General features: G+C 71.0%; 12 protein-coding genes and 1 tRNA gene. 9 read left to right on the top strand and 4 right to left on the bottom strand.

Features of this window, described 5'->3' with window-relative positions; all coding sequences use genetic code 11:
• Positions 1–47 precede the first annotated feature (47 nt).
• A tRNA-Gly gene (locus J5Y05_RS13350) sits at positions 48–118 on the bottom strand.
• A gap of 264 nt (positions 119–382) precedes the next feature.
• Here J5Y05_RS13350 and J5Y05_RS13345 point away from each other — a divergent pair.
• From J5Y05_RS13345 to J5Y05_RS13335, 3 genes are all read left to right on the top strand, one after another.
• Positions 383–553, top strand: coding sequence for a hypothetical protein (locus J5Y05_RS13345; RefSeq protein WP_247614623.1), 171 nt, complete (start codon positions 383–385; stop codon positions 551–553).
• Between the two features lie 120 nt (positions 554–673).
• Complete coding sequence (gene dcd / locus J5Y05_RS13340; RefSeq protein ID WP_210871919.1) at positions 674–1249, top strand: dCTP deaminase; 576 nt, start codon at positions 674–676, stop codon at positions 1247–1249.
• Positions 1246–1755: a phosphoribosyltransferase gene (locus tag J5Y05_RS13335; protein WP_210871918.1), complete on the top strand. Its 510-nt coding sequence runs from the start codon at positions 1246–1248 to the stop codon at positions 1753–1755. Before dcd ends, J5Y05_RS13335 begins: the two co-directional genes overlap by 4 nt.
• A 38-nt stretch (positions 1756–1793) precedes the next feature.
• On the opposite strand, the gene J5Y05_RS13330 is transcribed toward J5Y05_RS13335, so the two are convergent.
• The 3 genes from J5Y05_RS13330 to J5Y05_RS13320 all read right to left on the bottom strand — a co-directional run bounded on the left by J5Y05_RS13330 (position 1794) and on the right by J5Y05_RS13320 (position 6370).
• Entirely contained in the window at positions 1794–2711 is a 918-nt protein-coding gene (locus J5Y05_RS13330) for an alpha/beta hydrolase fold domain-containing protein (protein ID WP_210871916.1), read from the bottom strand.
• Positions 2712–2838: 127 nt separating this feature from the next.
• Positions 2839–3849 (bottom strand): Yip1 family protein, encoded by a 1011-nt coding sequence (locus tag J5Y05_RS13325; RefSeq protein WP_210871914.1) that lies wholly within the window; start codon positions 3847–3849, stop codon positions 2839–2841.
• A gap of 214 nt (positions 3850–4063) precedes the next feature.
• Positions 4064–6370 (bottom strand): (Fe-S)-binding protein, encoded by a 2307-nt coding sequence (locus J5Y05_RS13320; protein ID WP_210871912.1) that lies wholly within the window; start codon positions 6368–6370, stop codon positions 4064–4066.
• Between the two features lie 263 nt (positions 6371–6633).
• Between J5Y05_RS13320 and J5Y05_RS32620 the strand changes: the two genes are divergently transcribed.
• From J5Y05_RS32620 to J5Y05_RS13290, 6 genes are all read left to right on the top strand, one after another.
• Positions 6634–8262: an MraY family glycosyltransferase gene (locus J5Y05_RS32620; protein ID WP_210871909.1), complete on the top strand. Its 1629-nt coding sequence runs from the start codon at positions 6634–6636 to the stop codon at positions 8260–8262.
• A 94-nt stretch (positions 8263–8356) separates the two neighbouring features.
• Positions 8357–10198, top strand: coding sequence for a molecular chaperone DnaK (gene dnaK, locus J5Y05_RS13310; protein WP_210871907.1), 1842 nt, complete (start codon positions 8357–8359; stop codon positions 10196–10198).
• On the top strand, positions 10195–10869 hold the full coding sequence (grpE, locus tag J5Y05_RS13305) for a nucleotide exchange factor GrpE (protein WP_210871901.1): 675 nt from the start codon (positions 10195–10197) through the stop codon (positions 10867–10869). Before dnaK ends, grpE begins: the two co-directional genes overlap by 4 nt.
• Before the next feature lie 66 nt (positions 10870–10935).
• On the top strand, positions 10936–12135 hold the full coding sequence (dnaJ, locus tag J5Y05_RS13300) for a molecular chaperone DnaJ (protein ID WP_210871899.1): 1200 nt from the start codon (positions 10936–10938) through the stop codon (positions 12133–12135).
• A gap of 5 nt (positions 12136–12140) precedes the next feature.
• Positions 12141–12596 carry a heat shock protein transcriptional repressor HspR gene (locus J5Y05_RS13295; protein WP_210871897.1) on the top strand — a complete coding sequence of 152 codons (456 nt, stop codon included), beginning with the start codon at positions 12141–12143 and terminating at the stop codon, positions 12594–12596.
• Between the two features lie 280 nt (positions 12597–12876).
• Positions 12877–13995: a sugar ABC transporter substrate-binding protein gene (locus tag J5Y05_RS13290; protein WP_504740148.1), complete on the top strand. Its 1119-nt coding sequence runs from the start codon at positions 12877–12879 to the stop codon at positions 13993–13995.
• Positions 13996–14144 lie beyond the last annotated feature (149 nt).

The raw sequence follows: 14144 nt of genomic DNA, 5'->3' as shown, positions 1-14144 counted from the left end.
ACGGACAGCAAAAAGGCCCGGGTCTCTGACCTGGGCCTTCTTCGCAGAGCGGGTGACGAGAATCGAACTCGCGCTCTCAGCTTGGGAAGCTGATGTTCTACCATTAAACTACACCCGCGTGATACGGACGCCGCTTCGAGTCGGTGTCCGGATGCTCGCTCACTGTACCGCATCGCAGGCCCCCGGTGTTCGTGCCGTTGGGGCCCGTGGTGCTTTCCGGGGGTGAACCGGCTGCGGTGGGCCGGAGTTGGGGCGTACGGTGGGGCGGTCGCGGAGGGGTGTGCGTGGGCCGGAGTGCCGCCTGGAGAGTCCTCCCTTTGATCCCGTAATGTGGCTTTTGTCGTCAGGGCAGCAAGCCAGACGCGGCTCTTGGGGAAGGGACTTGAAGGACTTGATGGAGCGCACCGTCGTCCGCTGTGCCGATGGGCACGTGTTCACCGCCACCTCGTTCCCGATGCAGCAGGCCGAGCGGCTCGGCCCCTGCCGGCTCGTGCGATGTCCGCGCTGCGCGCGGCTGCGGAGCGCGGTGCCGGTGAACGGGCGGAAGCGCTAGCCGCCCGGGAGCGGTGGCCCGCCTCGGAAGGGGGCGGGAGCCGGTGGTTACACCATCGGCGTCGGCGCGTGGTGCGGCGGTGGTTGTCGTCGTGCCGCGCGCCTTGCGTATCCTCGGGACGTGCTTCTCTCAGACAAGGACATCCGGGCCGAGATCGACGCAGGACGGGTGCGCATCGATCCCTTCGACGACTCCATGGTGCAGCCGTCGAGCATCGACGTGCGCCTCGACCGCTACTTCCGGGTGTTCGAGAATCACCGGTACCCGAACATCGACCCCTCCATCGAGCAGGAGGACCTCACCCGGCTCGTGGAACCGGTGGGGGACGAACCGTTCATCTTGCACCCGGGTGAGTTCGTGCTGGCCAGCACCTTCGAGGTGATCGGCCTGCCGGACGACCTCGCCTCCCGGCTGGAGGGCAAGAGCTCGCTCGGCCGGCTCGGCCTCGTCACGCACTCGACCGCCGGGTTCATCGACCCCGGGTTCTCCGGTCACGTGACCCTGGAGCTGAGCAACCTGGCGACCCTGCCGATCAAGCTGTGGCCCGGCATGAAGATCGGGCAGCTCTGCCTCTTCCGGCTGACCTCGCCGGCCGAGCACCCCTACGGCAGCGAGCGGTACGGCTCCCGCTACCAGGGGCAGCGCGGGCCGACGGCGTCCCGTTCCTTCAAGAACTTCCACCGGACCCAGGTATGAGCGACGTACGGGAGAACCTCACCTACGAGCAGTTCGGCACCGCCGTCCGCGAACTCGCGCAGAGCGTCGCCGACGACGGCTACGAACCGGACGTCGTGCTCTCCATCGCCCGCGGCGGCGTCTTCGTGGCCGGCGGGCTGGCGTACGCGCTGGACTGCAAGAACATCCACCTGGTGAACGTCGAGTTCTACACCGGGGTCGGCACCACGCTCGACATGCCGGTCATGCTCGCCCCCGTGCCCGACGTCATCGACTTCTCCGACAAGAAGGTCCTCATCGCGGACGACGTCGCCGACACCGGCAGGACGCTGAAGCTGGTGCGGGACTTCTGCCTGGACGCCGTCGCCGAGGTCCGCAGCGCGGTGATCTACGAGAAGTCGCAGTCGCTGGTGAAGTGCGAGTACGTCTGGAAGCGCACCGACGACTGGATCAACTTCCCCTGGAGCGTCCTGCCGCCCGTGCACCGGTCCGGTGAGACGGCCAGGGTCGACACCGAGGCGCTCTGAGGCTCCGAGGGGTCTGAGCGCTCCGGCGCGCGCCGGGCTCAGCGGTCCGTGAGCCGGGCGCGCAGCCACTGCTCCACGCCGGTCAGCGCGGTCCTCGCCAGGGCCGTGGGGTGGCCGGTGAAGCCGTGCGGGGCCCCGGGGTAGACCCGTAGCTCCACGTCGTTGCCGGCGGCGGAGAGCCGGGCCGCCATGGCGAGGTTGTCCTCCAGGAGCACGTCCGCCGCGCCGACCACCAGCAGCGTCGGGGGCAGCCCGTCGAGGGCGCCGTAGACCGGGGAGACGTCGGGCACCGTACGGTCCCGCACATGGCCCGCGTACGCCCGGAGGAAGTACTCGTCGGCGATGCGGCGGCCGGCCGGGGTACGGGCGCTCAGGTCGTACGTGCCGTAGCGGAGCGCGGCGCCGCGGAAGGCGCCGGCCGCGCCCCCGTCCTTCAGCCGCAGCAGCGTCGTCAGGGCGAGCGTGGCCCCCGCCGAGCCGCCGCCGATGGTCAGCCGGGACGTGCCGAAGCGGGCCCCGGCCCGCTCGACGAGCCAGAGTGCCGCCGTCTCGCAGTCGTCCGGCGCGGCCGGCCAGGGGTGTTCGGGCGCGAGCCGGTAGTCGACGCTGACGACGGCGACGCCCAGGGCGTCCGCGAGCCGCCGGTTGCCGGCGTCGCTCCGGGCGGCGGAGTCCATGTAGAAGCCGCCGCCGTGGATCTCCAGGTGGACGCCGGCCGGCGGGCCGCCGGAGGGGGTGAGGATTCTCACCGGGACGCGCGCCCCCGCGGCCTCGGCGGTCTCCTCGACGGCGGGCGGATCGGCGGGACGCGGCGCGGACCGCCGCGCACGGGCCTTCGCCAGTTCCTCCGGGGTGGCGGGGCCGCGCCCGGCCTTCCTCGACGCGTAGAAGGCGCGGGCCTCCTCGGCCTGTTCCGCGGGCACGTCGGCGAACAGTGCGTCCAGCGCGAGTCGCACGCGCCCTCCTCGTCACTCGGTCGTCCCGCCGCACGCTGTCGCCGTCCGGTCGCTACGGCCCCAACTCGCGTACGGCGGTGCGGCGCTGGTGCGGACGCACCGACGCCCTGTGCCGGATGGCCGCGGACTACAGCGTGCCCAGTTTGACCAGGGAGAGCAGGGCGACGAGTTGGATGGCCGAGGCGCCCAGCGCGCGGGGCCAGGGGAGGTCGTGCGAGCGGGAGACCATCAGGGTCAGCAGCGCGCCGCCGGCGACCCAGGTGGCCCAGCCGAGGATCTGCACGAACGACGCGTCGCCGCCGAGGAAGAGGGCGAAGACCAGGCGCGGTGCGTCCGAGATGGACATGATCAGCATGGAGAGGCCGACCGTCGGCTGCCAGGCGCCGTCGCCGCCGAGCTGGCGGGCGAGGGTGTGCGTGACCACGCCGAGGATGAAGGCGCTGAGCACCATGGCGACCGCGGTGATCAGGACGATCGGGATCGCGTTGGCGAGGGTGGCGTTGATCGCGTCTTCGCGGGCGGTGTCGAAGCCGAAGATCGCGAGCAGGCCGTAGAGGAAGGTGACGACGAGGGCGGGGGCCCACATCGTGTAGTCCCGCATCCGGAGGAAGGTGCGGTCGGGGGAGAGGACGATGCCCTTGAGGAGGTCCTTCCAGGGCAGGCGGGGCCCGATCGGGCCGGGCTGCGGGGCGGTGCCGGCGCGGTAGGTGTCGCCCTGGCCGTAGGGGTCCTCGCCGAGCGAGAACGCCTGGGTGTGGCCCGGGTTGTTGGCCGCGTACGGGTCGTACGGCACGCCCCCGCCGTGCGGGGCCTGCGGGCCGCCCTGCGGGTAGCCGCCGTCGCCGAAGTACTCCGGCTCCCCGTGCCCGCCGGCGTTCGGCCAGGGCGAGCCGCCGGGGGCGCCGGCGCCGTACGGCTGCTGCGGGTACGGCGGTCGCGGCGCGGCGGGGCCGCCGTACGACGGTCCCTGCGGCGTCTGCTGCCCGTACGGAGGGTGTTGCGGTCGCGCGTGAGGAGCGCCGTTGTCCCGGCCGCGTCCGATCCTGAATCCAGCCACGTCATCGAACGTACCTGGTCCCGGAGAGTGAGGTGTGGGGGCGGTCCGTTCGGGTGAGGGTTTGCGGCCGAGCTGTGACATCCCCTACGGGCTCCTCCCCGAGGCTTTCCCGGGTACGCCCCCGAGTGCGCCCCTGAGTCGCGCCCGGGAGCGCCGCCGAGGAGGCCGCTGAGGAGCCCGCCGAGGAGCCCGCCGAGGAGCCCGCCGGGGAGGCCGTCGAGGACCGGCGGCCTCCCGGGACGCCGACACCCCCAGGACGGCGTGGTCCTGGGGGTGTCCGTACGGGCGGGCGGTGTTACTTCACCGGCTCCGGCGTCGGCTCGTTCTCCGATTGCGGGTCACCGGCCGGGTCGGCCGGGGTCTTGACGGACTCCAGCAGGAGCTGGGCGACGTCGACGACCTGGATGGACTCCTTGGCCTTGCCGTCGTTCTTCTTGCCGTTGACCGAGTCGGTCAGCATGACCAGGCAGAACGGGCAGGCGGTGGAGACGATGTCGGGGTTGAGGGCGAGTGCCTCGTCGACGCGTTCGTCGTTGATGCGCTTGCCGATCCGCTCTTCCATCCACATCCGGGCGCCGCCCGCGCCGCAGCAGAAGCCGCGTTCCTTGTGGCGGTGCATCTCCTCGTTGCGGATGCCCGGGACGCTGGCGATGATCTCGCGCGGCGGCGTGTAGATCTTGTTGTGGCGGCCGAGGTAGCACGGGTCGTGGTACGTGATGATGCCCTCGACCGGGGTGACCGGGACCAGCTTGCCCTCGTCCACCAGGTGCTGGAGCAACTGGGTGTGGTGGACGACCTCGTAGTCGCCGCCGATCTGCGGGTACTCGTTGCCGAGGGTGTTGAGGCAGTGCGGGCAGGTGGCGACGATCTTCTTCGCCGACCTGGGCTTCTTCGACTCCTCGGTCACCTTGCCGTCGTCGTCCATCTCCTCGCCGAAGGCGGCGTTGAGGGACATGACGTTCTCCATGCCGAGCTCCTGGAACAGGGGCTCGTTGCCGAGGCGGCGGGCGGAGTCACCGGTGCACTTCTCGTCGCCGCCCATGATGGCGAAGCTGACGCCGGCCATGTGCAGCAGTTCGGCGAACGCCTTGGTGGTCTTCTTGGCGCGGTCCTCCAGGGCACCGGCGCAGCCGACCCAGTACAGGTACTCGACCTCGGTGAGGTCCTCGATGTCCTTGCCGACGACCGGGACCTCGAAGTCGACCTCCTTGAGCCACTCCAGGCGCTGCTTCTTCGCCAGGCCCCAGGGGTTGCCCTTCTTCTCCAGGTTCTTGAGCATCGTGCCCGCCTCGGACGGGAACGAGGACTCGATCATGACCTGGTATCGGCGCATGTCGACGATGTGGTCGACGTGCTCGATGTCCACCGGGCACTGCTCGACGCAGGCGCCGCAGGTGGTGCAGGACCACAGGACGTCCGGGTCGATGACGCCGCCCGCGGCGAAGCCGCTGTCGGATGCAGCCTCCGCGGTGCCGATCAGCGGGCGCTCGGCCTCCGCCAGCGCCGCCGCGGGCACCGAGGCGAGCTGCTCCTCGGACGCCTTCTCCTCGCCCTCCATGGTCTTGCCGCCGCCGGCCAGCAGGTAGGGGGCCTTGGCGTGCGCGTGGTCGCGCAGGGACATGATCAGGAGCTTGGGGGAGAGCGGCTTGCCGGTGTTCCAGGCCGGGCACTGCGACTGGCAGCGTCCGCACTCGGTGCAGGTGGAGAAGTCCAGCAGGCCCTTCCAGGAGAACTGCTCGACCTGGGAGACGCCGAAGACGTCGTCCTCGCCGGGGTCGGTGAAGTCGATCGGCTCGCCGCCCGAGGTCATCGGCTGGAGGGCGCCCAGGGCCGTCCCGCCGTCGGCCTCGCGCTTGAACCAGATGTTCGGGAAGGCGAGGAAGCGGTGCCAGGCGACGCCCATGTTGGTGTTGAGCGAGACCACGATCATCCAGACGAACGAGGTCCCGATCTTGATCATGGCGACCAGGTAGACCAGGTTCTGCAGCGTGGTGACGCCGAGGCCCTTGAAGGCGAGGACCAGTGGGTACGAGGCGAAGTACGACGCCTCGTAGTGGCCCACGTCGTGCAGGGCGCCCTCCAGGCCGCGCAGGACGTAGATGGCGAGGCCGATGGTGAGGATGACGTACTCGACGAAGTACGCCTGGCCCGACTTCGAGCCGGCGAAGCGGGACTTGCGGCCGGGGCGGGACGGCAGGCTCAGCAGGCGGATGACGATGAGCACGGCGATGCCGAGCACGGTCATGACGCCGATGAACTCGATGTACATCTCGAACGGCAGGAAACCGCCGAGGACCGGCAGCACCCAGTCGGCCTTGAAGAGCTGGCCGAAAGCCTGGGCGAGGGTCGGCGGCAGGGTCAGGAAGCCGACCGCCACGAACCAGTGGGCGACGCCGACCACGCCCCACGCGTTCATGCGGGTGTGGCCGAGGAACTCCTTCACCAGCGTCACGCTGCGCTGGTAGGGGTTGTCGGTGCGGGTGCCGGCGGGCACGGGCTGGCCCAGCTTGAAGTACCGGATGAACTGGCCGATGGCGCGCGCGATCAATGCGACGCCGACCACGGTCAGGACCAGCGACACGATGATCGCGGCGAGTTGCATGAAGGGCTCCTCGGGCCTGCGAGGCGTTCTGCTGAGGCGTTGGCGGAGGGGGAACGGGTGTGGTGATAACGGAGATTACTAAGCGGTAACTTACCCAGTCGGTCCGAGACTACCCGTATCCCCTGCCGCACTGTAGTCAGGGCGGCGGTGATCTGCGTCGCTGAGGCATGCCTCAGCGAGTGGCCGTTCCGGACGGCCGCCGCCACGCCGGTCTGGGCAGGCGGTTCATCGCAAATCGTGATATTCGGCTTAGTTTAGTGCCCGTGCTCTACGGGATCGCCGCCGCCACCGCCTCCTTCCTCCTCGCCGCGCTGCTCACCGCACTGCTGCGGGCCCCCGCCCTGCGCCTCGGCCTGACCGACCGGCGCCGCCGGCGCCCGGTGCCGGTGCTCGGCGGGGTCGCCGTCCTCCTCGTCACCTGCCTCGTCGCCGTCGTCTGCGACCGGGCCGGACTCGTCCCGCTCGGCTCGGGGACCGGGCGGCTGCTCGCCGCCGCCGCGGCCGTCGGCGGGCTCGGCCTGGTCGCCGACCTCCTCAGACTGCGCCGGCGCTGGGTGCTGGCCGGTACCGCCGTCGCCGCCGCCTGCGCCGTGCCGTACGCCGAGACCGGGATCGCCGCCGGGCTCTGCGCGGCGCTGTGGATCGCGCTGGTCGCCACCGCCTTCCGGGGGCTGGACCACGCCGACGGGGCGGCGGGCACGGTCGGCGTCGTGACCGCCTTCGGCGTCGGCATCTGCGCGGCGGCGGAACTGATGGACGGGCTCGCGGTGCTGCTGAGCGTGCTCGCCGCCGCGCTGACCGGCTTCCTCCTGCACAACTGGCACCCCGCGCGGATCACGCTGGGCACCTCCGGCTCCGCCTTCACCGGTTTTCTGCTCGCCGGGGGAGCGGTCTTCTCCCGGGCGGGGCACGGGCCCGGGACGGGCGCCGGGGTGCTGTTCGTGCTGACCGCCGTGGTGAGCGCCGACGGCGTGCTGTTCCTGCTCGCGCGCCGGTCCGCCCGCGGGGCCGGTCCGCGCGGTCCCGGGCACCTCGTGCAACGGCTGCGGCGGCTCGGGCTCACGGCGCAGGGCACGGTGGTGTTCCTCGGGGCCGGCGCGCTCTGCGGGGTGGTCGCGGGGGTGCTCGTGCACACCGGCGGGGCCGGGGAGACCGCGGTGGCGTGGGTGGCGGGCGGCTGGACCGCCCTGGTGCTGGGAGTGCTCCGGGCGGGCACCCGGGGAGCGCGGCGCGACCCGCGGCCCACGGGGGTGCGTCCGGTACGGACGTCGCCGCGCGCGGTGTTGGTACGGGCGGCGGCGCCCCCGGGGCCGCGGACCGGCGTGTCGCGCGGACGGTCTGCCGACACGGCCGGCGTGTCGCGGGCGCACTCTGCCGACACGACCGGCGTGTCGCGGGCGCCGCGGGGCGGTGGCGGCGTGTCGCGGAGGGCGCGGAACGGAAGGATCGGCGTGGCGCGGGTGTTCTCGGCGGGGAGCGGCGTGTCGTGGCGGCTCCGTTTCGGCCGCGACGGCGTGTCGCCCGCACTCCGCAAGAGCGGCGCCCCGACGGGCGTGTCCCGCGGGCTCCCGTCCGGCGCGACCGGCACGGGCGCCTTCCCGGTGCGCGGAGGGCGCGGGGCGCGTGACGCGTACGCCGGCGTCCCCGAGGGCACGTACCCCGGTCCCGGGGACGCGTACCGGAGCGCAGGCCCCGACGGCCACACCGACCACTACTGGGGCCGCCTCCCCGAGGGCCACCCCGGCCCCCTCCCCGACAACCGCCCCGCTCCGCTCAGCGACCGTGGCGTACCGCTGACCGGGGCGCTTCGGCGGGCCGATTTTCCGGTGCGGCAGGCCACCCCCGGCGAGAAATCGCAGGTCACGATGTCGTTGCGCGTAAGGAACGGATAAGAGTTGAGTCCGCCCGACTCACCTCTGTTGACCCGGCGCAGGGCGTCATGCACACTTGAGCCTGTTCCACTCAAGTCAGCGGGAGGAAATCACCATGGCACGTGCGGTCGGCATCGACCTGGGCACGACTAACTCCGTCGTCAGCGTTCTGGAGGGCGGCGAGCCCACCGTCATCACCAACGCCGAGGGCGCCAGGACCACGCCGTCCGTCGTCGCCTTCGCCAAGAACGGTGAGGTGCTCGTCGGCGAGGTCGCCAAGCGCCAGGCCGTCACCAACGTCGACAGGACCATCCGGTCGGTCAAGCGCCACATGGGCACCGACTGGAAGATCAACCTCGACGGCAAGGACTTCAACCCGCAGCAGATCAGCGCCTTCGTGCTGCAGAAGCTGAAGCGGGACGCCGAGGCATACCTGGGCGAGAAGGTGACCGACGCGGTCATCACCGTCCCGGCGTACTTCAACGACGCCGAGCGCCAGGCGACCAAGGAGGCCGGCGAGATCGCCGGCCTGAACGTGCTGCGCATCGTCAACGAGCCGACGGCCGCCGCGCTGGCGTACGGCCTCGACAAGGACGAGCAGGTCATCCTCGTCTTCGACCTCGGCGGCGGCACCTTCGACGTCTCGCTGCTGGAGATCGGCGACGGCGTCGTCGAGGTGAAGGCCACCAACGGCGACAACCACCTCGGTGGTGACGACTGGGACCAGCGCGTCGTCGACTACCTGGTCAAGCAGTTCCAGTCCGGGCACGGCGTGGACCTGTCCAAGGACAAGATGGCCCTCCAGCGGCTGCGCGAGGCGGCGGAGAAGGCCAAGATCGAGCTGTCCTCCTCCACGGAGACCTCGATCAACCTCCCCTACATCACCGCCTCCGCCGAGGGCCCCCTGCACCTCGACGAGAAGCTGACCCGCGCCCAGTTCCAGCAGCTCACGGCCGATCTGCTGGAGCGCTGCAAGACGCCGTTCAACAACGTCGTCAAGGACGCCGGCATCCAGCTCAGCGAGATCGACCACGTGGTCCTCGTCGGCGGTTCGACCCGGATGCCCGCCGTCGCCGAACTGGTCAAGCAGATGACCGGCGGCAAGGAGGCCAACAAGGGCGTCAACCCGGACGAGGTCGTCTCCATCGGCGCCGCCCTCCAGGCCGGTGTGCTCAAGGGCGAGGTCAAGGACGTCCTGCTCCTCGACGTCACCCCGCTGTCCCTCGGCATCGAGACCAAGGGCGGCATCATGACCAAGCTGATCGAGCGCAACACCACGATCCCGACGAAGCGTTCGGAGATCTTCACCACGGCCGAGGACAACCAGCCGTCGGTGCAGATCCAGGTCTACCAGGGCGAGCGCGAGATCGCGGCGTACAACAAGAAGCTCGGCATGTTCGAGCTGACCGGTCTGCCCCCGGCGCCGCGCGGCGTCCCGCAGATCGAGGTCTCCTTCGACATCGACGCCAACGGCATCATGCACGTCACGGCGAAGGACCTCGGCACCGGCAAGGAGCAGAAGATGACCGTCACCGGCGGCTCCTCGCTGCCGAAGGACGAGGTCGACCGCATGCGCGAGGAGGCCGAGCGCTACGCGGAGGAGGACCACAAGCGCCGCGAGGCCGCCGAGTCCCGCAACCAGGGCGAGCAGCTCGTCTACCAGACCGAGAAGTTCCTCAAGGACAACGAGGACAAGGTCCCCGGCGAGATCAAGACCGAGGTCGAGGCCGCCGTCGCCGAGCTGAAGGAGAAGCTCAAGGGCGAGGACCCGGCCGAGATCCGCACGGCCACCGAGAAGGTCGCCGCCGTCTCGCAGAAGCTGGGCCAGGCGATGTACGCCGACGCCCAGGGCGCGCAGGCCGCCGGCGGTGCCGGTGACGCGGGCCAGGCCAGGGCCGACGACGACGTCGTCGACGCCGAGATCGTGGACGACGAGCGCAAGGACGGTGCGGCGTGACCGAGGAGACCCCGGGCTTCGAGGAGAAGCCCGACGTCCCCTCCGGCGCCACCCCTGACGCCGCCGAGCCGACGGCCGCCCCCCAGGAGGAGGCGGCCCCGGCCGGGGACGCGAACGAGAAGGCGGCCCTGGTGGCCCAGTTGGACCAGGCCCGTACGGCGCTCAACGAGCGCACGGCGGACCTCCAGCGCCTCCAGGCCGAGTACCAGAACTACCGCCGCCGCGTGGAGCGGGACCGGATCGCGGTCAAGGAGATGGCGGTCGCGAACATCGTCTCCGAACTGCTGCCCGTGCTCGACGACATCGGCCGCGCCCGGGACCACGGCGAACTCGTCGGCGGCTTCAAGTCCGTCGCCGAGTCGCTGGAGACGGTCGTGGCGAAGATGGGCCTCCAGCAGTTCGGCAAGGAGGGCGAGCCCTTCGACCCGACGATCCACGAGGCCCTGATGCACTCGTACGCGCCCGACGTCACCGAGACGACGTGCGTGGCGATTCTCCAGGCCGGGTACCGGATCGGCGAGCGCACCATCCGCCCCGCGCGGGTGGCGGTGGCCGAGCCGCAGCCGGGCGCGCAGACCGTCAAGGCGGAGGAGCCGGCCGAGTCCGCGGAGGCCGCGGACGCCGCGGAGTCCGCGGAAGACAAGGAGAACGGTGGCCCGGAGGAGGGCTGACGTCACGTCGTACGAGGGCACCCCGCACACCGCAGCCGCGTACGCACGAGAGGAGGGACGCCGGGGATGAGCACCAAGGACTTCATCGAGAAGGACTACTACAAGGTCCTCGGCGTCCCCAAGGACGCCACCGAGGCCGAGATCAAGAAGGCGTACCGGAAGCTCGCCCGCGAGTACCACCCGGACGCCAACAAGGGGAACCTCCGGGCCGAGGAGCGCTTCAAGGAGATCTCCGAGGCCAACGACATCCTCGGTGACCCCAGGAAGCGCAAGGAGTACGACGAGGCCCGCGCCCTCTTCGGCAGCGGCGGATACCGCCCGGGGCCGGGCGCGGGCGGCGGCTCCTTCAACTTCGACCTGGGCGACCTCTTCGGAGGCGGCGGCGGTGGCGGCGGCCAGGGCGGCGGCGGTGCCGGCGGCTTCGGCGGCGGCATCGGCGACGTCTTCGGCGGGCTGTTCAACCGCACCGGGACCGGCACCGGCACCGGCACGCGGACCCAGCCCCGGCGCGGCCAGGACATCGAGTCCGAGGTCACGCTGAGCTTCACCGAGGCCATCGAGGGGGCCACGGTGCCGTTGCGGATGTCCTCCCAGCAGCCCTGCAAGGCGTGTTCGGGCACCGGCGACAAGAACGGCACCCCCCGGGTGTGCCCGACCTGCGTCGGCACCGGGCAGGTCGCGCGGGGCTCCGGGGGCGGCTTCTCGCTCACCGACCCCTGCCCCGACTGCAAGGGCCGCGGTCTGATCGCGGAGAACCCCTGCGACATCTGCCACGGCTCGGGCCGCGCCAAGTCCTCGCGCACGATGCAGGTCCGCATCCCGGCCGGGGTGGCGGACGGACAGCGCATCCGGCTGCGGGGCAAGGGGGCGCCCGGCGAGCGGGGCGGTCCCGCGGGCGACCTGTACGTGGTCGTCCACGTCAAGGAACACCCCGTCTTCGGCCGCAAGGGCGACAACCTCACCGTCACCGTCCCGGTCACCTACCCGGAGGCGGCGCTCGGCGGGGAGGTGCGGGTGCCGACGCTCGGCGGGCCGCCCGTCACGCTGAAGCTCCCGGCGGGCACGCCCAACGGCCGCACCATGCGCGCCCGGGGCAAGGGCGCGGTCCGCAAGGACGGTACCCGCGGCGACCTCCTGGTCACCGTCGAGGTGAGTGTCCCGACGGAGCTGACGGGGAAGGCTCGTGACGCACTGGAGGCGTATCGCGAGGTGACCGTGGACGAGGACCCGCGAGCGGAGCTGTTCCAGGCGGCGAAGGGAGCTTGAGAGAGATGGACGGTCGTCGGCGCAACCCGTATGAACTGACCGAGGACACCCCGGTCTACGTCATCTCGGTGGCGGCCCAGCTCTCCGGTCTGCATCCGCAGACCCTCCGCCAGTACGACCGCCTGGGCCTGGTCTCCCCCGACCGGGCGGCCGGGCGAGGCCGGCGCTACTCTGCCCGTGACATCGAACTGCTCCGGCAGGTGCAGCAGTTGTCGCAGGACGAGGGCATCAACCTGGCCGGTATCAAGCGCATCATCGAACTGGAGAACCAGGTCGCCGCGCTCCAGTCCCGCATAGCGGAGCTGGAGTCCGCCCTCGACGGCGCGGCGACCGCGATGCGGCAGCGGGAGGCCGCGGTGCACGCCTCCTACCGCCGTGACCTGGTCCCGTACCAGGAGGTCCAGCAGACCAGCGCGTTGGTGGTGTGGCGGCCCAAGCGGCAGCAGCAGGCGCCGGACTGACGGCGCCGGTGACACACGGCCCGGGGGCCCGGAGGTTCGGCGGAACCTCCGGGCCCCCGGCACGTTTCCGGGCGGGGGTGGTGCGTGCCTCGTACATGCATGTCTGATGGAGTCCGTGTGAAGGGAGTTGGGAGGCGGTTCCGCTCCGTCTTCACCATGACTGCGGAGCGTGGTGTTGTCATCTCGTTAAGTGGTTCCGCTTGACGGTGGGTGCGCCGACGCGTTGGCTTTTCAGTCACCTGGGTTGCAATGCGGCACCCGCGTCCGTAAGTCACCAGAAGTGAGCTCCTGCATGCGTCGTATCGCCATATCCGCGGCCGTGTCCGCCTTGACCGTCTCACTGGGCGCCTGCGGCGTACTGGGGGCATCCGAGAACGGCGGAGGTGCGAGTCCGTCGAAGGGCAACGACATCACCGTCGGCCTGCTGCTCCCCGAGAAGGAGAACACGCGGTACGAGGAGTTCGACTACCCCTTCTTCAAGGCGAAGGTCGCCGACCTCACGCGTGAGCAGGGCAAGGTCGAGTACGCCAACGCCGAATCGAGCGCGGCGAAGCAGAACGACCAGTTGCAGCAGATGATCGACGACAAGGTCGACGTGATCGTGCTGGACGCGGTGGACGCGCACGCGATCGCGGACGGGGTGCAGAAGGCGAAGGACGCGGGCATCCCGGTGATCGCCTACGACCGGCTCGCCGAGGGCCCGATCGACGCCTACATCTCCTTCGACAACGCGCTGGTCGGCGAGGTCCAGGGCCGCTCCCTGCTGGAGGCGCTGGGCGTCAGCGGCAGCAGCTCCGAGAAGGTCGTCATGATGAACGGCTCGTCGACCGACCCGAACGCCAAGCAGTTCAAGGCGGGGGCGCTCTCCGAGCTGAACGGCAAGGTGACGATCGCCAAGTCGTACGACACCAAGGACTGGAAGCCGGAGAACGCCCAGGCGAACATGGCCGAGGCGATCGCCGCGATCGGCGCGGACCAGATCGCCGCCGTCTACTCCGCCAACGACGGCATGGCCGGCGGGGTCATCAAGGCCCTGGAGGCCGCCGGGGTGACCGATCTGCCCCCGATCACCGGGCAGGACGCCGAACTCCCGGCGGTGCAGCGGATCATCACGGGCGAGCAGTACATGAGCGTGTACAAGTCCTACCCGCGCGAGGCGGAGAACGCGGCCGAGATGGCCGTGGCGCGCGTGCAGGGCCGGGACATCCAGTTCGACGCGCTCACCCGCGACAAGGTCGACAGCCCCACCCACAAGGGCATCCCGGCGCAGTTGGTGCCGGTGGTGGCGCTGACGAAGGAGAACATCAAGGCGACGGTGGTCGCGGACGGCATCTACAAGATCTCCGACATCTGCACCGGCAAGTACGCGACGGCCTGCACGGAGATCGGGCTGAAGTGACCGGACGTCGCTGACCGGTCTCCGCTGACCGGTCCCGTCCCGTTGGTCCCGTCCCGTCGGTCCCCGCTTGTCCGGCCCCCGCTTGTCCGGCCCCCGCCGTCCGGGCCTCGCCGACCGGCCCGGACCGGCGCGGACCAGCCCGGACCGGC

The organism is Streptomyces tagetis (assembly GCF_018069565.1).
Classification (GTDB): domain Bacteria; phylum Actinomycetota; class Actinomycetes; order Streptomycetales; family Streptomycetaceae; genus Streptomyces; species Streptomyces tagetis.
This window is presented reverse-complemented; position numbering and strand designations above follow the sequence as displayed.

Excerpts from the sequence above, each read along its gene's own strand:
- dnaK (WP_210871907.1), top strand. The coding sequence starts at position 8,357 with ATGGCACGTGCGGTCGGCATCGACCTGGGCACGACTAACTCCGTCGTC.
- J5Y05_RS13295 (WP_210871897.1), top strand. The coding sequence starts at position 12,141 with ATGGACGGTCGTCGGCGCAACCCGTATGAACTGACCGAGGACACCCCG.
- dnaJ (WP_210871899.1), top strand. The coding sequence starts at position 10,936 with ATGAGCACCAAGGACTTCATCGAGAAGGACTACTACAAGGTCCTCGGC.
- J5Y05_RS13325 (WP_210871914.1), bottom strand. The coding sequence starts at position 3,849 with ATGTCACAGCTCGGCCGCAAACCCTCACCCGAACGGACCGCCCCCACA.
- J5Y05_RS13335 (WP_210871918.1), top strand. The coding sequence starts at position 1,246 with ATGAGCGACGTACGGGAGAACCTCACCTACGAGCAGTTCGGCACCGCC.
- J5Y05_RS13320 (WP_210871912.1), bottom strand. The coding sequence starts at position 6,370 with ATGCAACTCGCCGCGATCATCGTGTCGCTGGTCCTGACCGTGGTCGGC.